The sequence below is a fragment of the Priestia sp. 179-F W1.4 NHS genome (assembly GCF_045369295.1).
GTDB lineage: Bacteria > Bacillota > Bacilli > Bacillales > Bacillaceae_H > Priestia > Priestia zanthoxyli.
In genome coordinates this window covers 23,708-44,248 of the sequence record NZ_JBIQFF010000002.1, presented here as the reverse complement: position 1 = coordinate 44,248, position 20,541 = coordinate 23,708, and the positions used below count along the sequence as shown (strand labels likewise).

General features: G+C 32.8%; 22 protein-coding genes and 1 pseudogene. 16 read left to right on the top strand and 7 right to left on the bottom strand.

Annotated elements, in window-relative coordinates; all coding sequences use genetic code 11:
* Nucleotides 1–91: 91 nt before the first annotated feature.
* The 3 genes from ACH0CI_RS10720 (at nt 92) to ACH0CI_RS10710 (ending at nt 3,698) form a co-directional block, all read left to right on the top strand.
* Nucleotides 92–1,003, top strand: coding sequence for a DNA-3-methyladenine glycosylase family protein (locus ACH0CI_RS10720; protein WP_406901400.1), 912 nt, complete (start codon nt 92–94; stop codon nt 1,001–1,003).
* A 332-nt stretch (nt 1,004–1,335) separates the two neighbouring features.
* On the top strand, nt 1,336–2,442 hold the full coding sequence (locus tag ACH0CI_RS10715; protein ID WP_098113348.1) for a HesA/MoeB/ThiF family protein: 1,107 nt from the start codon (nt 1,336–1,338) through the stop codon (nt 2,440–2,442).
* Nucleotides 2,443–2,462: 20 nt separating this feature from the next.
* Nucleotides 2,463–3,698, top strand: coding sequence for an MFS transporter (locus ACH0CI_RS10710; RefSeq protein ID WP_372452327.1), 1,236 nt, complete (start codon nt 2,463–2,465; stop codon nt 3,696–3,698).
* 267 nt (nt 3,699–3,965) lie between these two features.
* Here ACH0CI_RS10710 and ACH0CI_RS10705 read toward each other — a convergent pair whose 3' ends face one another.
* Complete coding sequence (locus ACH0CI_RS10705) at nt 3,966–4,400, bottom strand: DUF2269 family protein (protein WP_028413797.1); 435 nt, start codon at nt 4,398–4,400, stop codon at nt 3,966–3,968.
* A gap of 18 nt (nt 4,401–4,418) precedes the next feature.
* Entirely contained in the window at nt 4,419–4,769 is a 351-nt protein-coding gene (locus tag ACH0CI_RS10700; protein ID WP_033579502.1) for an ASCH domain-containing protein, read from the bottom strand.
* Nucleotides 4,770–5,281: 512 nt separating this feature from the next.
* On the opposite strand from ACH0CI_RS10700, the gene recA reads away from it, so the two are divergent.
* From recA to ACH0CI_RS10685, 3 genes are all read left to right on the top strand, one after another.
* Entirely contained in the window at nt 5,282–6,328 is a 1,047-nt protein-coding gene (recA, locus tag ACH0CI_RS10695; protein WP_406901399.1) for a recombinase RecA, read from the top strand.
* Between the two features lie 931 nt (nt 6,329–7,259).
* Nucleotides 7,260–8,069, top strand: coding sequence for a DUF4397 domain-containing protein (locus ACH0CI_RS10690; RefSeq protein ID WP_217028207.1), 810 nt, complete (start codon nt 7,260–7,262; stop codon nt 8,067–8,069).
* Nucleotides 8,038–8,694: a class F sortase gene (locus tag ACH0CI_RS10685; protein WP_406901398.1), complete on the top strand. Its 657-nt coding sequence runs from the start codon at nt 8,038–8,040 to the stop codon at nt 8,692–8,694. The genes ACH0CI_RS10690 and ACH0CI_RS10685 overlap by 32 nt, the downstream gene beginning before the upstream one ends.
* Before the next feature lie 740 nt (nt 8,695–9,434).
* Here the strand turns inward: ACH0CI_RS10685 and ACH0CI_RS10680 are convergent.
* The gene (locus ACH0CI_RS10680) at nt 9,435–9,617 is read right to left on the bottom strand and encodes a VanZ family protein (protein WP_406901768.1); all 183 of its coding nucleotides are present in this window, start codon (nt 9,615–9,617) and stop codon (nt 9,435–9,437) included.
* A 343-nt stretch (nt 9,618–9,960) separates the two neighbouring features.
* Between ACH0CI_RS10680 and ACH0CI_RS10675 the strand changes: the two genes are divergently transcribed.
* Nucleotides 9,961–10,110 (top strand): hypothetical protein, encoded by a 150-nt coding sequence (locus tag ACH0CI_RS10675; protein WP_155017187.1) that lies wholly within the window; start codon nt 9,961–9,963, stop codon nt 10,108–10,110.
* 333 nt (nt 10,111–10,443) lie between these two features.
* On the opposite strand, the gene ACH0CI_RS10670 is transcribed toward ACH0CI_RS10675, so the two are convergent.
* From ACH0CI_RS10670 to ACH0CI_RS10660, 3 genes are all read right to left on the bottom strand, one after another.
* On the bottom strand, nt 10,444–11,175 hold the full coding sequence (locus ACH0CI_RS10670; protein WP_335708509.1) for a cation diffusion facilitator family transporter: 732 nt from the start codon (nt 11,173–11,175) through the stop codon (nt 10,444–10,446).
* On the bottom strand, nt 11,096–11,320 hold the full coding sequence (locus ACH0CI_RS10665; RefSeq protein ID WP_406901766.1) for a cation efflux transmembrane domain-containing protein: 225 nt from the start codon (nt 11,318–11,320) through the stop codon (nt 11,096–11,098). Before ACH0CI_RS10665 ends, ACH0CI_RS10670 begins: the two co-directional genes overlap by 80 nt.
* Before the next feature lie 494 nt (nt 11,321–11,814).
* A complete protein-coding gene (locus ACH0CI_RS10660) occupies nt 11,815–12,540 on the bottom strand; it encodes a ZIP family metal transporter (protein ID WP_098113343.1) in 726 nt (241 codons plus the stop codon).
* A 184-nt stretch (nt 12,541–12,724) separates the two neighbouring features.
* Between ACH0CI_RS10660 and ACH0CI_RS10655 the strand changes: the two genes are divergently transcribed.
* Nucleotides 12,725–13,168, top strand: a complete 444-nt coding sequence (locus tag ACH0CI_RS10655; protein WP_406901397.1) for a hypothetical protein — start codon at nt 12,725–12,727, stop codon at nt 13,166–13,168.
* A 309-nt stretch (nt 13,169–13,477) separates the two neighbouring features.
* Here the strand turns inward: ACH0CI_RS10655 and ACH0CI_RS10650 are convergent.
* Nucleotides 13,478–13,947, bottom strand: a pseudogene (locus ACH0CI_RS10650) (DinB family protein).
* Between the two features lie 188 nt (nt 13,948–14,135).
* Here ACH0CI_RS10650 and ACH0CI_RS10645 point away from each other — a divergent pair.
* From ACH0CI_RS10645 to ACH0CI_RS10610, 8 genes are all read left to right on the top strand, one after another.
* A complete protein-coding gene (locus ACH0CI_RS10645; RefSeq protein ID WP_028413788.1) occupies nt 14,136–14,393 on the top strand; it encodes a SunI/YnzG family protein in 258 nt (85 codons plus the stop codon).
* Nucleotides 14,394–15,127: 734 nt separating this feature from the next.
* Nucleotides 15,128–15,838, top strand: a complete 711-nt coding sequence (locus ACH0CI_RS10640; protein WP_406901396.1) for a CPBP family glutamic-type intramembrane protease — start codon at nt 15,128–15,130, stop codon at nt 15,836–15,838.
* 216 nt (nt 15,839–16,054) lie between these two features.
* Nucleotides 16,055–16,714, top strand: coding sequence for a DUF3885 domain-containing protein (locus tag ACH0CI_RS10635; protein WP_406901395.1), 660 nt, complete (start codon nt 16,055–16,057; stop codon nt 16,712–16,714).
* Nucleotides 16,715–16,916: 202 nt separating this feature from the next.
* Nucleotides 16,917–17,351 carry a hypothetical protein gene (locus ACH0CI_RS10630; RefSeq protein WP_335708471.1) on the top strand — a complete coding sequence of 145 codons (435 nt, stop codon included), beginning with the start codon at nt 16,917–16,919 and terminating at the stop codon, nt 17,349–17,351.
* 790 nt (nt 17,352–18,141) lie between these two features.
* The gene (locus ACH0CI_RS10625) at nt 18,142–18,717 is read left to right on the top strand and encodes an MEDS domain-containing protein (RefSeq protein ID WP_335708444.1); all 576 of its coding nucleotides are present in this window, start codon (nt 18,142–18,144) and stop codon (nt 18,715–18,717) included.
* A gap of 328 nt (nt 18,718–19,045) precedes the next feature.
* Nucleotides 19,046–19,525 (top strand): site-2 protease family protein, encoded by a 480-nt coding sequence (locus ACH0CI_RS10620; protein ID WP_335708445.1) that lies wholly within the window; start codon nt 19,046–19,048, stop codon nt 19,523–19,525.
* 292 nt (nt 19,526–19,817) lie between these two features.
* On the top strand, nt 19,818–20,090 hold the full coding sequence (locus ACH0CI_RS10615) for a GlsB/YeaQ/YmgE family stress response membrane protein (protein WP_406901394.1): 273 nt from the start codon (nt 19,818–19,820) through the stop codon (nt 20,088–20,090).
* Nucleotides 20,091–20,123: 33 nt separating this feature from the next.
* On the top strand, nt 20,124–20,249 hold the full coding sequence (locus ACH0CI_RS10610; RefSeq protein WP_335707742.1) for a hypothetical protein: 126 nt from the start codon (nt 20,124–20,126) through the stop codon (nt 20,247–20,249).
* The last annotated feature ends 292 nt before the right edge of the window (nt 20,250–20,541 follow it).

Below are 20,541 nucleotides of genomic sequence, written 5' to 3'. Positions count from 1 at the left end.
GTTTTATAAATATTATCTGTTTATTTAGATTAATCATTAATTTTTCAAGAAAGCCTGTTAATATAGATTTATTAAAAATTAGGAGGAAGTTATGAGACAAAAAATAATTAGAATTAATAAACCAAGCATATATAATTTTGATTTAATTTTAAGGTACATAAAAAACTCGCCCTCTTTTGTAATCGAGAAGGTTATTGAAAACACATATTATAGAGCTTTTATAATAGGGGGAAGAACGTACCTAGTACTAGTTAGGGACGAAGGAATCGATAGTAAGTACTTGGAAGTTAAAGTTATTGGTGAAGAAGTTAAGAATAATCAGGTTCAACTAGTAAAGGAGAAAATTATCACAATATTTTGTCTGGAACAAGATATAAACAAAGCTCAAAAGTCTATAGCTAATGAATCTAAGATAGGAAAATTAATAAAAATGTACGAAGGGTTTAGACCTGTTTTATTAGGAAGTGTCTACGAATCCATCATATGGGCAATCATCGGTCAACAAATTAGTGCAAAAGTTGCTCATAGGATTAAAAAGAGTTTGTTAGAAAAAACAGGAGCTAAAATAATAATTAATAACTGTGAATATTATACAGATTTATGCCCCCACAAGGTGATGAAGTTAAATATAAACCAACTTCGTGACTTAAAGCTAAGTCAAAGGAAAGCTGAATATATTCATGAAATAACTAAAGCCATTATAGATGAAGAGCTAGACTTAAGTTGCTTATATTTATTAGATCGTGAAGGGGGTTGTAGCTATTTAATGAAACATAGAGGTATAGGAAAATGGACGGCAGAGTCAATACTAATGAGAGGTATAGGACGTCAAGACATTCTACCCGCAGGAGATTTAATTATACGTAAAGTAGTAGGAGAGATTTATGAGTATAACGAATTATTAACAGAATCACAAGTTAGAAAAATATCTACTCAATGGAAAACTGCGGAAACCTGGATTACTCATCTATGCTGGTTTTACATGCAAGAAAAAATATTATAAATGGAATATTTGTCGGTTTAAAATAAACGAAAAAAAGTATAATTTACCTGTTTTTGTTTGAATATTATAAAAATTGGATTTAATTGTTGAAAATGCCTTTTTAATGCAATATTATAAATATATCTTTTAAGAAATGGAGGTGTTAGTTATGAAGGTAAAAGTTAAGAAAACAACTAATAAAGCTGCGGTATTAAACGGTATTCCAGGCTAAAACGTTATCATTATGTGAACTACTTACTTATTGTTTAAACTTCAAGTCTGTAAATATAGGGAACTATCATATGATAGTTCCCTATTTCAATAATTAAGAGAAATGGAGTGAAATGTAGAAAATGAAACCTAAGTTCAAAGAGACAATCCCTGTATTTTTTATAAATGATGAAATCCATATTGGTGAAGAAGATGGAGTAGCAGGAGTTATTGAAGATCCCAGTGGAAGTATTAAGTATTTAATTTCTCTTATTAACGGAAAAAATTCTATAGAAGAAATAATACATTTAGTCCAAGAAAAGTATCCAAACATAAAAGAAAATGAGGTATTGGAAGGGATAAAGGCATTAGATACAGAGAAATATTTAGAAGATAATTCTTTGAATCCTCAATCTATAGGAGATTATGAACTCGAAAGATACAAAGCAAACCTTAATTACTTTTCGCTTTTTACGTCTTTAGAGGACAATAAGTACAATGTGCAAGAAACTATCATAAATACAAAGGTTGCTTTGCTCGGAATCGGAGGTTTAGGTAGTCAAATACTATATCATCTATCTGCATTAGGTTTTCATAACATTAATGCATTGGATTTTGATACTTTGGAATTAAGCAATTTTAATAGACAGTTGTTATATTCTGAAAAAGATATTAATAAGTTAAAAACGGAATTAGCAAAGGAAAGAATATCGCGTTTTAATCCTAATGTTAATTTAAACGTTACTAATAAGCGTATAGAATGTGCTGAAGATGTAATGGCACATATTGAAGGTAGTGATTATGTAATTTGTGTAGCCGATAAACCAACCCTTCATATACAGGACTGGGTAAATGAAGCAGTAGTGAAGTTAGGAAAGCCGTTAGTTTCAGGTGGAGTCCTAAACACAAGGGGCAGATTTTATTCTATGTTACCAGGAAAAACTGGGTGTGTAGAGTGTCATAAACAAACCATAATTGAAAGTGATGTTATAGTTAATAAGCAACTTGACAGTATGCATCAGATAAATTTTCAACGAAATAATGCTGCGATTAGTCCTAATGTAGCTATGTTGGCTGGTGCTATTGTAAATGAATTTTTAGGGTTGGTAACAGGTATTCAAACTCCAACATCATTAGGGAAAATGATGGAATTAAATTTCCTTACATATCAAACTTACCCTATTTCAGAGTGGAATAAGAAAGAGGATTGTCCAGTTTGCCATTCCGCACCTGTAACAGCAGGTAAATAATTATGATGGGGGGGTAAATGTTGAAATCTTATGAAGTACTAAAGAACAGAGATTTTTTATGCTTATTTTTAAGTGCCACAACAAGTAAGTTGGGCACGTCTTTTTTTCAAATCGCACTGCCTTTATTAGTATATGATTTGACTAAATCACCAAGTTTAATGGCATTAACATTTGTTTTAGAAATTACGCCTCAAGTATTGTTTAGTTTGTTAGGCGGAGCCTTAGCTGATCGTATAAGTAAGAAATACATTTTATTAATAGGTGATATTTTATCAGCCATTTTAATTATTATCATACCTCTCGCAGCTTTAATAAACGTGTTAGATATATGGATTGTATATGTGGTAGCTTTTTTAATATCAGCTGTGAGTGCATTTTATCATCCAAGTTTTGAATCAGTCATACCAGAAATTTTAGAAGGTGAAAATTTAATACAGGGTAACTCTTTATTCAAGTTATCAGAGACAATTACAACCTTTGCAGGCCCTTCAATAGCAGGCATTTTAATTGCTTTGGTTGGAACTCATAACTTATTATATTTTAATTTTTTTACGTATTTTCTTTCTGGAATATTCATTGGCTTAATAACTAAGAAATATAAAAGCCAGAATCCAGTTAATAGTTCTATAATGAATTCAATAGCTGAAGGAGTTAAATACGTTATAAATACTAAAAAGATTTTGATAGGGACTATTCTCATATTCTTAATCAATGTGGGTTATGGTGCTATGGAAGCTTTATTTATGTTTCATCTAAAGGATAATTTACATTTATCGGCACAGTATATTGGTTTAATATTTTCCCTACAAACCTTAGGGTCATTTGTAGCAATTTATGCTGCAAATAAACTAAATAAATTACCACGGGGAAATATAATTATCTATTGTGGTGTAATAATAGGTTTAGGTCAAACTATCCTTACTTTTTCAAACACTGCAGTTATTTTGTTAATAGTCTGTAGAATTGTAATTGTCGGTTCGGTAACATTATTAGCAATTAATTGGTTTACCCTTAGACAAGAGATTGTGCCATCAGCCTTATTGGGAAGAGTAATTAGCTCAACTCGTATGTTAGCTTTTTTGGCTTTACCGATTAGTGGAATGCTAGCAGGTGTTGCAGCTGAATATATTAGCGTCTCTTTAATTTTTATTTCAGCAGGCATCCTAACGATTGTGGCGTCTTTAATCGGCATTAAGACCTCTCTATTTGAGACCCAACAGTCTATAGATCAACCTATTAATAGTAGCAACAAGTAGATAATTACTTGGGTTGACTTGAAACATATTGATATTTAGTGTATTCTTCTATAAGAACTTCATACTTGGAGTTTAAACAATAAGTAAGAACCCCTTTAACATATGGTTAATAGGGGTTTTTAATTTTTAATCCAAATGTGCATCTGATATACAAGCAAAAATCTTTTTTCATACCGAAAATACGAGTTATGTTAAGTAAAACGTAAAGTATTTGATGAAAATAATCAGTTTAACTATTTACTCTTAGTGATGACAAATGGATGGGTGTCACCAAAAAGTTGGCTTACCGACCATAAACCAAAGCATAGTCATTAATAGAATGATATAAATCCAAATAGATCTCTCTAGTTTAGTTGCCAGTTCTTTTTTATTTTGTCCTTCCTCCTTGTACTTTCGAAGTGTTGGTGAAAAAGCACGGGCCAGAAAGAACAAGGAGCAAAAAAGGAAAATCAGTGTCATTATAATCCACGGCGTAGTCCACGTCCATGGGCCACACATAACGAGGAGTATCCCTGTGATAACAAGAACATGGCCCGTATGTTTTGCGAGCCTAACAACAGATTGAAATGTGATCAAATAGGCATTCATTTCTTGTTCTCTTGAACTATGTAGTTTTTTAACAATTGGTAAGAGAATAAAAAAAGGACCAATCGATAAAATGACACTAGAAACATGAATATATACTAATATACGGTACAACAAATCCATTTCTTTTACCTATCAATCGTTAACTAATCTGAACTCATGCACCCATACCCTCATTTGCGGAAGCCAAGGCATCCCAGGATGATAAGACAAAATAGATTGTTTATATTCCTCTACTGTAGCATAGCCTTCCTGGCGAGCATTTTCATCTGTTAATTCACCTAGTGATTGAGAATAAACTCGTTCAACTACAAATTTTTGATCTTCTAAAACCATTATCTCTCCTACATCAGCATATCTTCCATTTCGGCGAGTTGCTGTTTTGCTGCCTTTAATTACTTTATTTACATCATCCGGCATTGTTACAAGTCGATCGATTGTACATGTTTTTGGTGGCAATTCATTTTGTGCTTCATGGTTACTCATTAAAAAAACTCCTTTCATTTCTTGACTCGTATTTAATGTATCATATTTTTAACGACGAATTACATTTGAATTTATTAGGTGGAAATTTTCTCTAATAAATCTATTATAATTTATCCCTTTTCTTATTCGATAGTCCAAGTACATAACATAATGTATATAAGAGGATGAATTATTTTTTGAGCGTATAATAAGGGTTATTTTATAAATTGAAGTTTCAATAACTGTAAGTATTAAAGGTATAAACCTACTTTTTACAAAAAAGATATTTCTTTGGCTGGTTTGTACAAAACTTTCTCCTTTACAACTAGATGCGTTTATTGTATGATTACACAACAGGAACATTTGTTCGATATTAAGGGTTTAGAGATAAATAAAGGAACAACAGAATAAACCAAGACAGTTAAACACAAAATTTTCTCGCACGGAGCAAAAAAATTTGAGCCAATCCTTATTATTTATCCATATACATTGTCGTTTACTGTAAACGTACTAACAATCGGAGGTTTTAAATTATGAATGATAAACAAGCAGCACTAGATATGGCTCTAAAACAAATTGAAAAACAATTCGGTACAGGATCAATTATTAAGATGGGGGAAGGCACACATACAAAAGTTGAGGCATCTAGCTCAGGCTCACTAGCTTTAGATATCGCTCTTGGAATTAATGGTTATCCAAAAGGAAGAATCATGGAAGTGTACGGACCCGAAAGCTCAGGTAAAACAACAGTTTCCTTACATGCGATTGCAGAAGTACAAAAAAATGGAGGTCGAGCTGCCTTTATTGATGCTGAACACGCACTTGATCCAGTTTACGCAAGAAAACTAGGTGTAGATATTGATGAGTTACTGTTATCTCAACCAGATACTGGTGAGCAGGCACTTGAAATTGCTGAAGCATTAGTTAGAAGTGGTGCTGTAGATATTATTGTTGTTGACTCAGTAGCAGCATTAGTTCCGCAAAAAGAAATTGAAGGGGAAATGGGAGATTCTCACGTAGGTCTACAAGCTCGTTTGATGTCTCAAGCACTTCGTAAACTATCTGGAGCAATTAATAAGTCTAAAACCATTGCTATCTTCATCAATCAAATCAGGGAGAAGGTAGGCGTTATGTTTGGAAATCCGGAAACAACGCCAGGTGGAAGAGCACTAAAATTCTATTCTTCCGTTCGTCTTGAGGTTCGCCGCGCTGAACAACTTAAACTGGGAAATGACATAGTTGGTAACAAAACAAGAATTAAAGTAGTCAAAAATAAGATGGCACCTCCTTTCCGCATTGCTGAAGTAGATATTATGTATGGAGAAGGTATCTCAAGAGAAGGAGAAATCTTAGATATTGGTTCTGAAGTAGATATTGTTCAAAAGTCTGGATCTTGGTTTTCATATAATGGAGAACGTTTAGGACAGGGAAGAGAAAACGCTAAGGTTTTCTTAAAAGAAAACCCTGAAATCAGAGAAGAAATTAGAAAAAACATTATTGATTTTAAATATGGTAATACTGACAACGATAATGATAATGATAATGATAATGATAGCGATAGTGAAAACGAAAGCCAATAAAAACATACAATGCCTTTCCCAGCAACTTCAAGTCCATTCATTTCATTAGAAGCATAAAAAGTTAAAAATAACCTAAATGATAAAGTAATACAGAAACTAAGAGAGAACTTATTCTTTTATCAATAACTATACTTACTACACATATTAAAGCGGAAATCATTCCACTTCCTAGACAATTATTAAGAATTAAAGACCCCTTAATCATATACTTTTTATGCATAGGCCAGTCCTTTAAAAGATAATTGTGAATCCTACTAAAAAGCTACCTTGCTTGCTGAGGTAGCTTTTTAAATTCACTTTTTATACTGTTGAGATAGTTAGATTATTTATTAGAGGTTAGCTCAAAAGAAACAAACAATGAAGTACCTTGGGTGGATATATCTAACCCCATGAAGAATTGTCAGGAAGACCTTATTGAACCAGTAAGAATTAAAGGGATAGACATCAGTTCTCCTCAATAGAGAGCTTAGGAAAAATTGATAGCAGGACAGTGTATAGATATTGAGTTTCAATATAATTATTACTGATAATCATCCTTACCTCAACTGCTTTTTCATCTGACACATCTGCGGTGATAAGTAACACTTCTGCGTTTGGTGCAACTTCTAACACTTTATTTTTTGTTTCTTGTAATGAAGAAGCGTTTAAATCAACGAGTGAAAGTTTTGCTCAGCATCTTAAGCAGTTCTCTTAATACATGTAAGTCTTCTCATTTACATGTATTGAGAAAAAAAGAGTTTAGAAATATGATTCAACAAATCGATTCAAATGTGTGAAGACCTATTAGCAAGATAAACATCTTCGCTTCTCTCAAACACCTGAAAACTTCTTCAGCATATTCACAGCATCTAAACTGTATACATTTTGTATTAGTTTTGTTTATATTTAGTTGAGGGCAAACGTCCCGAAAAAAAAGAAGAGGAGTGGGAAAATGAAAAAAATCTTTTCAGTAATGGCGGCAATGGTTTTATTATTGGCATTTGGGGCTGGTGTTTCTGCGGCTGGCAATGATGCAATGGTCAGAATCGTTCATGCTTCTCCAGATGCTCCGGCGGTTGATGTTGTAGTTGACGGTAAAACAATTGTTGAAGGTGCTGAATTTAAAGCTGCCACAGACTACATGATGCTCCCTGCAGGAGAGCACAAGGTTGAAATTTTTGCAGCCGGAACAGTTGCTGACGGCAAACCGGTCATCTCGTCTGATTTAACAGTTGAAGCCGGCAAGGCCTATACGGTAGCAGCCATCAACAAACTTGACTCTCTTGAACTTAAAGTTCTGAACGATGATCTAAATGTAACAGAAGGAAAATCAAAAGTGCGTGTTGCACACTTTTCACCTGATGCACCTGCAGTTGATGTAGCAGTTAAAGGAGGAGATGTCCTATTTCCTGGAGCAGAATTTAAAGGTGTAACTGAATATTCAGAAGTGGATCCTGGATCCTACGATCTTGAAGTAAGAGGTGCTGGAACAAAAGATGTTGTTCTTGACCTTTCGGATACAGAATTAAAAGCCAATATGTCTTACACTGTAATTGCAGTGGGGCTTGCAGGTGGAGAACCTGCTCTTGAAGCACTTGTTCTTGCTGATCCGGCAATGATGCCTTCTGAAATGCCAAAAACAGGAATGGGCGGAACATCTGAAGATCAAACAAACAGCTATCTACCAATAGCAGCAGTATCAATCCTGGGATTAGGTGCTCTGATGGTATATGGAATCAAGAAAAAAGCAAGCAGTCATTAAAACGGCTGCCCTGTTGCTGCTATTAGCAGGGTGTTCCCAATCTGGTGAAGATTCGGCATCTAAAGTGAAAGACACTCGGATAGAAAATGTTTCTGCGGTCTCGGATTCATCGGGGACGGCAGCTGTAAAGCCAAAACCCTATAAGCACGGTGAAACAAAAGGAATTGAACCGAGCCGAATCAGCATCCCGTCTCTAGGCATACGTGCTGATGTTGAATCCGTAGGCCTTACTTCTAAGGGTACAATGGAACTCCCCTCAGATGACAAGCTGACAGCATGGTATAAGAATGGAGCTCTTCCAGGCGAACAGGGAAATGCTGTCATCGCTGGACACGTTGACAATAAGACAGGACCAGCAGTATTTTTTGATTTAAAAAATATAAAGGTCGGAGAGGAAATCATTATTGTCGGAAAAAATGGCGGCAAGCTTACATTTATTGTACAGGAGAAAAAATCCTATCCGTATGATGATGCACCCATTCCGGCGATATTTGGATTCAGCCAACAAAAGAAGCTGAATTTAATTACGTGTACCGGTAATTTTGACCGCAAAAAGAAGACGCATTTGGAACGTCTTGTTGTAACCGGTTTTCTAAAAGAAGAAAGCCAAGATTGTGAAGTATGACCTTAAGGCACTGATATCTGACCAAGAAGAAACCCGAACTCATCGATGAGTTCGGGTTTCTTCTGCATTTAAAATACATTTGTAACGGTATCGCAGATTTGCAAAAATAGCTGCTGAATTATTAGGTGTAGATGGTGTTAGAATCTACCATGACCAAGCTTTGTGAAATTTTAGGGGAAAGCTACCTCTTTACTTTTATTTATTAAGGATTAAAATTGGGATATGCTCTATTAAATAAAAAAGACTACCTTACTAGAGTTAACGTTTTTTACGCTACTTAGGATGCATGCAAACCAAAAGTTTATACTGTCTGCATTTTAACACTCTTAAAGAAAAGATTTCAGTCTTAAGAACGAGATGAATATCAGTCCTCAACTATACTAACTCCAATATTTCTTCTAATGGACTCTGAGGAAAAGGTATCTTCTTATTTCATCTAGATAACGGAATGAGCGTTAAATTCAGTGGTATTTAGTAATATCAAGTTGGGAAAATTTGTAGAAAAAGAACTATTTTGTCGTCACTAAGTGTAAATAGTAAAAAATAAAATAAATAAAATACTTTATCAATTGCTTAACTAAAAAAACTTAAGTAAGGTTGCTTTTTAAAAACAGAGTCATCACAATGTTTATTTTTAAAGTTATATGTATATGAATCTACAAATCTGGCCAGACTAATAACGTATTCCCAACAGAACAACCTCCTGTACAGGAGGTTGTTCTGTTTTATAAATTATATACTTAGTTACCATCAACCAGCTTATTGGAACAAAAAGGGCATCTATCTATATAGTCGCCCTTTTTTATTTTACTGGCTTGCTTATTTATTAAAAGAACCACATAACTTATAACTGTTCCAAACATATTAAGTAGAACATCGTCTATATCTAAGCTACGCCCCATGAAATATTGAATAAATTCAATTAAACATGTAACAGATAAATCTCAGATTGTTACTTTTTTTACTTAACGAAACTTTCTTGATAGGGGTTTATTTTTATAGAATCCTTCAAAAAGGTTGCTATAGACCCACTTGAACTTGCTTTGTTAGGATAAAAGAGAGGAAACATTATGGAGTCCTGTAGTAGATATCTCCATTCTCGCAAATTCCATCTTGGGAGTAGATGCTGCTCATGATATAACAGCTAAAGTAGAGAATACATTAGCATAAGAACACGGTATAGAGGGTGCTAACTTACATGTGGAAACAAGCCAAATAGTAAACATGCCAATTAAAACGAATACATAAAGGGAAGGAATTAATCATATGGAATTAGGATATAAGAAAAACATACAGCTTAAAGATAGAGATTTAAAGTATAAAATAAAAGATAGTGAGGAAACAATTGAATTGATTGTTTTTATTGCACTTTTAAGTGTGATTTTTATTATTAATACTTTCTTTAAATTCTTATAGTCTTTTTTACATGTGATTGTATGAAAAGATATAGTATGTATGTCTGGACGTGCATATTATAGTAAAAAGCCACCTTTACTTCAAATACTAGATGGCTTTTTATTTTATTAACGATAATAATTTCTTTAACACTCTGCAATAGATTTGAATATTTTGTTCGTGAAAATATATCTTTTTAAAAACACAAAAACTCATTCATAATGTAAGAAAGAGCTGGGAAATAATAATTCGTAAAAGTGAGTCATGATTTTTTTGTCTGTTGACCTATACATTTAGTTTATTATCGACAGCAATATTCTTCAGGGTTTACACATATAAAAACACCAAGTTGTATTAGTGATGACCTTCACGTTTGGTGGTAGAGCAAATAGCTGACTCATCATGAGGGTGCTCTTCGTTTTCTAACTGGATAGTTGCATGCTCAATTTCTTGATGTTGAAGTTTGGATTCAATTTCTCTTAATATGACCTGACTTTCCAGGAAACTTATTTGATTATTTAACACCACATGACAGGATAATGCATTTTTCCCACTAGTTATACTCCAAACATGTAAATCGTGGACATTTAGTACACCTTTAACTGCATGAATTGTTTCCATTACTTTTTCTAAAGAGATTCCTTTCGGTGTGCCTTCCATTAAAATTCCTATTGTCTGCTTTACAATTTTCCATGCGCCCAAAGCAATTAAGAATGCAATAAGAACACTTAGGATTGGATCTACGATATTCCAGCCAGTGAATAGGATAATAAGTCCTCCGATAATAACTCCTGCCGAAGCCATTGCGTCCCCAATCATATGAAGTACGGCGCTTTTCACATTGATGTTGTCTTCCTTCCTTAAGCCAAGACCTAAGTAAAGGTTCATGGCTAAACCAACAGATGCACTAATAAACATCCATGTACTTCCCACTGGTTGGGGATCCTTAAAGCGATCAACCGCTTCGTATAGTATGACAACAGCAATAACAATTAACGTCATGGCATTAATAAAAGCAGCTAGTATCCCTGAACGGTGATACCTGTAAGTGAAATTTTCCGAAGCTGGCTTTTGGGCTTGGTGCATAGCAAACCACGATAGCCCTATGGCTGCATGCAATATCTGTAAGTACATGTCCAGCATCAGAAAGTAGGGCTAAGCTGTGTGAAATGAATCCTCCAATTAATTCGACTACCAGGATAATTAAAGTAAGAAAAAATGCTAATTTCATTTTCCCAATCGGAGCATGGGAGTGATTGTGGTTGTTTCCCATAAAAATCTCTCCTTGCTGCAAAAACATGATCATTGTTTGAAAAAACGTTATTTCTCTTGTTCTGGATTTCACTAAAAGTAGTTTATTCAAAAAACTCAATGGGTGGATCTTTAAATCCCCGAAAGCCTTATATACTAAAGATTCCTTTTAAGACAGTAGATATAGAATGTTAATTCTTTTATGATGGGATGGTGCTTTTAAGTTCTGGGAAACCCTAACAGAAGCTTCATCATTTAAAGATTTAATTTGACCATTTGTTTTAGTATTTTCAACTTCATCAAAAATCATTTATGTCACTCAAAAGCTGTTTCCAAATCAATCTCATACTTCTTTTTAACAAATCAGAAAAAATTCGGATCACGACTTTTGAATTTCTTATGTAATATGATTAATCTTATAAGAATAAAAAAGAGACCTTATAAATTAAGATCTCTAAAATTTTCTATATAAGTTTAATGACTATGAAATAGTGAAAGGGAATAGTGATAAATATAAATAATTAGTACTCCTAGCGATATTAATAGCCATACATGTAGGTTTCTGAAGTGACTAATAGCCTTTCCTATTATTTCATGAAAAATAACAAAAGATAGGGTACCAATTGCTCCTCCGGTCGATAAAGCTTGTATTTTAAGCGAGGAAGCTTGTACACTTTCTCCAAGTAATAAACTCCCTCCTAAAGATAGTGATAGAAGGACTATAATGAATAAAAAGAAGACGTTAGGTATTTTTGCTATGGAGAGAACGGTCATTAGGGCCATACCCTCTGGAATTTGGTGTAAGAGGGTAGCTACGAATACGGAAGTTGACTGATGTAGATCTGTTATCCCAAAGGTAATTCCTGTAATAATATTATGAAAAAAGATTGCAGCCGTTAATAAAATAAGTGACTGAAAAGGTGAAATTGCACTATTTGTTTTATGCAAAAAGAGGTCAATGCATAGCATAACGATATATCCTGCTACGATACCTAATAGAACGCCTTTTAAATCATACAGATGCCATGTGGAAGGAAGGATATCAAAAAATAACAACCCTAATAAGATTCCTCCACATATCGCATACATAAACTGAATTCTACCTCGTGACAGGTGACTAACTAATTTAAGAAGTCCTCCACCTACTAATAAACCCATTAAAGAACCTAAAGTAAATAAGGTATTTATTTCTATATGCATAATTGCTACTTCCTTTCGGCTATATGTTTTTTTACAACTAACCTATTCAAAGGAAGGGCAATCATACCTATGTTTTATAAATGGTTAAAAAATAAAAGTACATGATATTAACTTTGGAGTGATTTTTAGGTGAATCACTAATAAAAACGGACATACTAACGTTATCTAAAGAAGAGGTGTTACTATGGAATCTCCTTTTGAAATGATAACAGATGTGGATAAGGTGGAAAATGCTTATTATATAGAAGTGAAGCCAGGTGAGTACAATGCAAAGTATTGGAATAAAGAATCGGTCTATTTTGCTGATGAAGCTTTTGCTTATTTCTACACCACGATTTGCAAGTATGTGCCACAGTATGAACCTACCCAAGTGACAGAAATCAAAGCAGAAACATGGCTGAGGATCAGTAATCAGCTGCAAGAACTCGCGTATTTTTTGAGCACCAACCCGCCTATGATTAAACTAAAGAAATGGATTGATTTTAGTAAAGTAGAGGAAACGTACAAACAGTTTGATCATCACAAAAACAAGTACATTCGTGAGTTGATTAACATGATCAAAGAATTTACAGTGTGGATAACAAAGGTATGTCAAACACACTCGTATATCACCATTTTGGGCACTTAATGGGAATTGACATTGCTTATTGTAATCTATAAGCTATGCAGAAAGTGAAAGAATTTCTCAAAACGAATATGGCATATTGGATGGAAACCTGAAAAAGAAAACGCGTTAGGTTTCTAGGGACTGGATAATGTCAAATTAATTGGAACTTTTTTATCGACAGCAAGGCACTTTATAATATCTCCAAGCGGTGTATAGTGAAAATTTCACTATATGTCTCAGAGTTGAGATTCTAATGAAACAGTTAGAATCTGAAATGCTGATTATGTTAACTGGGTTTGTATATGTGGTATACATAAGCGCTTAACTTGTTTAATCCCAGACTTTAGGACGATCAACTCCCATTGTTCTTAAATACTGTAAGAGTTGTCCTGCGTGTACGGACTCATGATAACCTATACGCAATAACATATCACCTAAAGAACGAATATAGCCTACATCTGAACGATCTATTTGAATACATGTTAAATCTTCATCTGAAAAGGTACTTATCATCTCTAGAAATTGTTGATGGTATATGTCTGCAAATTCCAATTCACTTTTTACACAAATCAATGGTTTTTTTCAAAAGGAGAGTCAAATTCTTTTAAGCTACCCCTATTTTTAATAGCTAGATGATAATAATATTCTGACTCTAAGACATGTCGAACCATCTCTATGCATGTCATAGCTTCTTTATATGGCTTCCAATCCAATTCAGTTTGAGGAATTGCTTCCCATATCTTTATGCTTCTTCTTCTAATCTCTTTTATGTTTAATAATATGATTTCGGTTGTGCTCATGCTTTCTTCCCCCTTTTTATCTTCTTAGATAATTTCACCAAATTAAAAAGAGAAACATCTAATTATTTCAAATGTTTATGGTTCTTATAATGCGTTTTATGTTAATTAACTCGGCATATTGTATTCATTAATTTATCTTTTCTTATAATGTGTTAAAATGTAATTATAAGGAAAAAGGGGATGTTTATATGTTTACAGTGGGAATTGATGTTAAGAAAACAGAAAAAGAATTAATCATAAAATGGCAACTTGCTAAATTTAATATTGCACTAGAAGATATTATTGAGATTACGGAAGACGATACGTATGGAGGTAAAGAAGTTGATGCAATCCGTATAGGTCCTCCATATGGAACAACTGATCGAATTTTCATTAAAACTAAGAAGCAAAATTACATACTTTTCACTACAAACAGGGCGACAATCATAAACAGAATAAACTCATAATCGATAGTTTTTATTTATACATAATGGCCATATCTAACCACAGATGTGGCCATTAATATTTAGCTTCACTACCAATAAAGTCCATTATATTAATTACAAATCAAATATCGTATGTATTTTTATTTTTATTTATATTTACTTTTAAATACTTTGTAAAGTAAGCAGCGAGTAATAGTAACATCATATTAACAACCCAACTTATTGTACCGTTATAATTTAGCCACATCGATAAAAAACAATTAATGGATATGATATAAAAACATAAACTGGAGAGAAGTTCTTTAGGTTGAAAACCTACCTTTTTTATTCTAGCTCTTAAAATGAAAAAGTAGAGCACAGTTGTTAGTACTAAAAGCGGTATTACTACATGTAACAAATAAAATACACTCCTATTTCTTTATTAATCCTTTAAAGGGTCATTTTACCATATAGTTGAATCTGCGCCAATAACGTGGTTTATAAAAACTAGAGGTATAAAAAAAATTAAATAGAACTTAAAAACAAAAGAACCTACCTTTTGGGAGAGGGGGGAACTTCTTTTGCTCATTAAATAGGAACCCTAGACAGTTGTCTCAGTGTTAACACCTGTCTTTTGTTAATATTCAATACAAAAACGGTTACAGTATTAATTGTTTACAAGTGGAAAATAAAACATAATTTATTCTAATTACTAAAAATCACAATGTTATAATAAAAGGGGTTTGAAAATATTTAACAACTAAGAGGGGATAAACATGATATTTCTTACTCTGTTTTTACTATTAATTATTGTAGGGTATCCAGTATGGGACTATTTTTATTTAAAGAAAATAAAAAACAATCAACTAAACAAATGGAGAATGTACGGGGAAATTGTTATTACTCAATGGATATTGGTCATCATATTTCTAGTCTATTGGTTTTTGACTAAACATACGTTTAACAACTTATTTTCTATTAAAAAACCTTTATTTTCTTTAGATAAAGATTTTTTACTGTCTGCGGGAGTGGGGGCAGGAATTAGTATTATAATGATTGTTTTTATGATTTCCTTTTCCAAAAATGCTAGAGAGAAAATTTCCGAAGGATTAAGTGATGAGAGTATTCAATTCCTGTTGCCATCAAACTTCAAGGAAAGGCTGTTTTTTCTTTTGGTAGCAGTTACAGCAGGAGTTTGCGAAGAGATTATTTTTCGTGGTGCAATGTTTCATTATTTCGACCACCTCCCTTTTCATTTATCTACCGTTGCAATTGGAATTATTTCAAGCCTGTTATTTGGAATTGTTCACCTATACCAAGGCTGGAAAGGGGTACTATTCACTTCCTATTTAGGTGGCATTATGTTTTTTCTTTTTGTGGGGACAGGCTCTTTGTGGGTTCCTATCGCACTACATTTCATTATTGATTCGAAGTTTGTCTTTTTGCCTAATAAAAAGAGCCCTTCAAGTGTAATTAAAGAAAATTAAATCACTATTATCAAGAGATACTTGAATAAATGATTATTCAGGTGTTTTTTTTATTACTATTCATTTCTACCTTTAAATTGAGTATTGAAGTTTCATAAAATTTCCTTTTTAATGTGTTCTGAGAACAGAATTTATAAAGAGAGCTTTTTATATCGTATATAAAGAATTCACTTAGAAAAATGTTAAAATAAAATCAAAAACCACGGAGAAAAATATATGAACCATGATATTCTACACTCATTTTTAGAAAAACATTTTGAAAGACTAATATTAGGCCCTTCTCTATTTTATTCATGGAAAAATAGCATTCGTTTTGAAATATCGGATCCTTTGATACCTTATTATAAGAAGGAACATTTAGAGCAAGCATTTTATCGTTCAATCCGATTATTTGAAGCAGTATTTGAAGAAGAAGATGAGATTCTTCTTGTTACGGATGTACACTCCATAAAAAAAGATATCTTCCTCCAAAAAAGACCTTTAAACGTATATTTAAAATACATAAAAAATAAGGAAAAGCTATATCAATTAAGTCATCATCCTTTACCTAGTGTATTTGATGAGGCAGATGATCAATCTGTCACTCATCGATTTGCACTTTCTTGTAAGAAACCAGAACTAAAATATGTACAACTCTTAAAAGCTATTTGTTATGAAGACTTTGATCATCCATCTAGCATACTTAAAAACAACCCACAAAGTGGTTATGATATTTATTTTGTTAATCTTTCTAAAGAAATCATTTTTCATTTGTATGATGATCGAGGTTGTGATGTATTAGCCTCTAATAAAGAATCTATAAAGTTTCTTTATGAAGAATATAATCATTGGATTTTAGATTATGACCGGGAAGAAATAGATCTTTTATTTAAATAAAAACATTATTAAATGCAGAGTCACTGAACGAAAGGTTACTATATATGCGTAAAAAAGGATCTGTTCTAATAAAAAATGACAATCAACTAAACCATGCAGAATTAGCACAAATAGCATATTGGAAACCAATTACTATAGGGGAAGTTCTTTATAATTACTGGGATTAAATTTTCACTAAGAAGAAAAGAATGGAGATATAACGATGGATTCAAGAAAAGCTATGTTGATGGAAATGCAGAAACTTATACATGAATATTCGCAAATGGATAACCAACTAACTAATATTAATAAAGAACTCGTTTGGCAGGAACTAAACTTAACAGATGAAGAAGCCCTAAGTTTAAGTAGCGAAAATTTATCGCCAGCATCAATAAAAGCAATTGAAAAGATAGTTAAGGATAATATGATGGGCTTATTTCATGATTTTATGTGTTTAGTAGATGGCGTTTCAGATCCGAATGACATTGAAATTGATAACGATGGAGTCTGGCTAGGTCTTCAAATAAAACCAAAGCACTTATTACCTGAACAAGAATTGGAAGATGAACATAGTGAATTAATGCTACATGACGAGGTTTATGATAGTTATTGGGACTGGAAAGACCAATTCGGGGAAAATGATGATAAAAACGGATAATACGTTACTTAAACATTTACTCATCACCACTTCTGTTATGACCCTTATGATGTTTTTAACGATTGTTCTCCTCCCCGAGATATGGCATCTATCTAAAAATTATATGATCGCGATAGGGATTTATTGGGCAATCGTAAAGTGCAAAACGAGAGTAATTTTAATTTCGCAGATTTTTGCTGTTATTTTTAGTATTCCCCTTATGGAATTATTCTTTTGATTTTCAAGCTGAGAGGAACTGTCTGTTTTTGAGATATAGAAGATAAAAAGAACCCTTTGCTACTATAAGCAAAGGGTTTTCAAATTTATTGGGATAGGGGAATACGTTATTAGTCTGACCAGATTTTTAGATTCATATACATATAGCTTTAAAAATAAATATTGTGATTAAATCTCCGAGTGTAAAATAACCTCATCTTCGTTCTATTATTAGTTAAGTAAACATTAAAGTATTTTAGTTATTATTAAAGTTTTATTATTTACACTTAGTGACGACAAATATGAACTTTTTCTACAATGTGTGTAATAGTTAACGATATTTTTAATAAAATACGTTAGATGTTACTTCTATAGAAAAGGGGTCGCAGGAAGAAGAGTTTTTTACTTTATGCATATTTTTATACATCGTTGATTTAACAAGGTTTCTCTTTGAGACAGAGCTTAGAAAAGTGTATAAAAAGCGCACCTTCTGTATGTGGTTTTATTTATTTGTTTGAAAATTCAATAAGTTACCACTATATTTTGTTTACATAATCCTAGTATAATGAGAGAGCGAGAAGAAAGAAGGGATTATGTGTTGAAAAGTAAAATGAATCAGTTGTTTGCAGAACAAAAGAGTATTCATATACTGTATTCCTACGACCAGCAAGAAAATTATATACGACAAGTTGTAAGTTATATCCAAGAGGGGATTTTTGCTGGAGATTGCATTCTTCTTATTGAAAATGACCGTTTTTATCCTTTTATTCATGATCATTTGAAAATACTATTGACCACAGATCAAATGAAAATGATACATCGTATAAACAACTTTGATTTCTATTATTCAAGTGGTAGTTATCATCCTCCCGCCATTCTTAATTATTTTAATAAGAGCGTTCAGCCCTACTTAGAAAATAAAATTTCTTTCAGGTCATGGGCACATGTAGAATGGAGCACAATGGAAGATCCTTTACATCTAATCGAAGATTTTGAAAAAATAGTGGATAGTGCGGTGAATAAACTCTCCTTCCCATTGATTTGTGCATACAAAGGAGAGAGAATGCCAGAGTATCTCAAAACTATTCTGATGGAAACACACCCTTATGTTCTCATTGAAGGTGATTTAATTACGTCTAAACAATACCGGCCATTAACTGATTTGGAATAAAGATAAAAAACGCTTAAGCAATCATACTAAGCGTTTTTTATTTTTAAAGAAATCAATGGTTCCTTTTCATCCATTCAGTTTATTTACCACCATAAGCTCTTTCCTCGTTTTCTTATGTCTCTTCTGGTTAGTTTTTCTATTTCGAGGTAGCTCTTTTTATTGTAAAGAAAGTCTGGTTTAATTATTTAGTTAACCTAATGGAAATCATAAACACAAAGCATACAAAAGCATCATTCTCTTATACACCCTTCATAAAAATACCGGTTTTGATAGGCGAAAATGTGGAATATCAAATGTAAGATTATTTTAAGAGGAAAGGGAGACAGGTATGTTTGGATGGAGTGATATGCCGAAACTATTATTTTCTTTTTTGATTGTCATTCCACTTGTGTCTGTTATTCACCAACTGGGGCACTCACTTATGGCTATTATTTTAGGAGGAAAGGTCGATTTTACCATTGGACAAGGTAGAACGATTTTTAGGTGGAAGAAAATTAAAATAAAATCTATTTATTTTTTGCACTCCTTTTGTATTTACGAAAAATTAAAGTATGATAACCGTTTTACTCATGCTTGTGTTTATGCTGGAGGTACCATAGCTAATTTAGCGTCTATCCTTCTTGTGTATGGTTTAATTATGTTGGGTGTTCTCTCAAAGAATCTCTTTTCTTACCAATTTGTTTATTTCTCTATTTATTATATTGTTTTCTCGCTCTTACCCTTTGAATATTCAGAAACGAGTTTAAGTGATGGGCGAGCTATCTATGATGCATTGAGATATGGAAAGATAACGTGTAATCCGGATTAACAAAGGAAAAGTGGCTAATTAAAACTATACGTCCACAACGTGTATTAACGCGGCAACGGTACTGAAATAGATACTGATTAGTATTCAAGTCTTAATTCTTTAGCTACTATGATGTAGCTACTGCAGTAAACTTACCTGTCTACTCAAAAAATAACAAGGAGCTCTTACTGCAGTAAGTAAGGCGTAGATGTTTATATACGAGAAAAACTCTGATCAGGAAAAAAATAATAGGATTCATGAGTTTTAGTGAGGGGTAAAGTTAACTAAATAATTTAAAAGGAGGGAAGTAGTAATGGAGATTCTATGGATGCTAATTGTAGGTGGAATTATTGGGTGGCTCGCCGGTTTAATTACAGGACGCGACATTCCTGGAGGTATTATTGGTAATATTATCGCTGGCTTTATTGGTTCTTGGTTAGGCGGTCTTACCTTGGGAAGTTGGGGGCCAGTCATTGGCGGTTTTGCAATTATCCCAGCAATTATTGGATCAATCATTTTAGTATTAATTGTAAGCTTTCTTTTAAGAAAAATGGGTCAAAAAAAGAATCATGGTCATCATGTATAAAAATTGAAAAAACTTAAATTGGAGTGACTAAAAATGAGAGAAGAAAATAATTCTATGCTATATGATTTTGTTGAAGGCAATGAATTTGAACTAGATTCTTATCTTACTTATTTATTCGATCAAATTAATAATAACCGCGAAATTCTTTCAGAAGATTAATGAGATTACAGATATTTTATTATAAAGAAACAGACAAAAAAATAATAAATCAAAATATAGTATAAGCGACCTTAGTAACTTTGTTTACAGTATATAGGGTCGCTTATTATTATGGAAAATATTTAAAAATAAAGTGCAGATATGCTTCATTACTGCAGCAGGTAAGGCGTAAAAGGCCCTAGAATCTGTGCTTTTTATAGGTTGAGAATTAGCTTCCTCACTTAAACTGAAGTATCTATTACTCAACCTTATTGAACATAAACAAAAGTTCCCTTTAAATTCTGAAGGGCCT

Bases quoted from the DNA above. Each gene is read 5' to 3' on its own strand.
- ACH0CI_RS10640 (WP_406901396.1), top strand. From the start codon at position 15,128: ATGATATTTCTTACTCTGTTTTTACTATTAATTATTGTAGGGTATCCA.
- ACH0CI_RS10665 (WP_406901766.1), bottom strand. From the start codon at position 11,320: ATGAAATTAGCATTTTTTCTTACTTTAATTATCCTGGTAGTCGAATTA.
- ACH0CI_RS10690 (WP_217028207.1), top strand. From the start codon at position 7,260: ATGAAAAAAATCTTTTCAGTAATGGCGGCAATGGTTTTATTATTGGCA.
- ACH0CI_RS10700 (WP_033579502.1), bottom strand. From the start codon at position 4,769: ATGAGTAACCATGAAGCACAAAATGAATTGCCACCAAAAACATGTACA.
- ACH0CI_RS10660 (WP_098113343.1), bottom strand. From the start codon at position 12,540: ATGCATATAGAAATAAATACCTTATTTACTTTAGGTTCTTTAATGGGT.
- ACH0CI_RS10615 (WP_406901394.1), top strand. From the start codon at position 19,818: ATGGAGATTCTATGGATGCTAATTGTAGGTGGAATTATTGGGTGGCTC.
- recA (WP_406901399.1), top strand. From the start codon at position 5,282: ATGAATGATAAACAAGCAGCACTAGATATGGCTCTAAAACAAATTGAA.
- ACH0CI_RS10655 (WP_406901397.1), top strand. From the start codon at position 12,725: ATGGAATCTCCTTTTGAAATGATAACAGATGTGGATAAGGTGGAAAAT.
- ACH0CI_RS10685 (WP_406901398.1), top strand. From the start codon at position 8,038: ATGGAATCAAGAAAAAAGCAAGCAGTCATTAAAACGGCTGCCCTGTTG.
- ACH0CI_RS10635 (WP_406901395.1), top strand. From the start codon at position 16,055: ATGAACCATGATATTCTACACTCATTTTTAGAAAAACATTTTGAAAGA.
- ACH0CI_RS10630 (WP_335708471.1), top strand. From the start codon at position 16,917: ATGGATTCAAGAAAAGCTATGTTGATGGAAATGCAGAAACTTATACAT.
- ACH0CI_RS10675 (WP_155017187.1), top strand. From the start codon at position 9,961: ATGGAATTAGGATATAAGAAAAACATACAGCTTAAAGATAGAGATTTA.
- ACH0CI_RS10670 (WP_335708509.1), bottom strand. From the start codon at position 11,175: ATGCACCAAGCCCAAAAGCCAGCTTCGGAAAATTTCACTTACAGGTAT.
- ACH0CI_RS10720 (WP_406901400.1), top strand. From the start codon at position 92: ATGAGACAAAAAATAATTAGAATTAATAAACCAAGCATATATAATTTT.
- ACH0CI_RS10645 (WP_028413788.1), top strand. From the start codon at position 14,136: ATGTTTACAGTGGGAATTGATGTTAAGAAAACAGAAAAAGAATTAATC.
- ACH0CI_RS10715 (WP_098113348.1), top strand. From the start codon at position 1,336: ATGAAACCTAAGTTCAAAGAGACAATCCCTGTATTTTTTATAAATGAT.
- ACH0CI_RS10610 (WP_335707742.1), top strand. From the start codon at position 20,124: ATGAGAGAAGAAAATAATTCTATGCTATATGATTTTGTTGAAGGCAAT.
- ACH0CI_RS10620 (WP_335708445.1), top strand. From the start codon at position 19,046: ATGTTTGGATGGAGTGATATGCCGAAACTATTATTTTCTTTTTTGATT.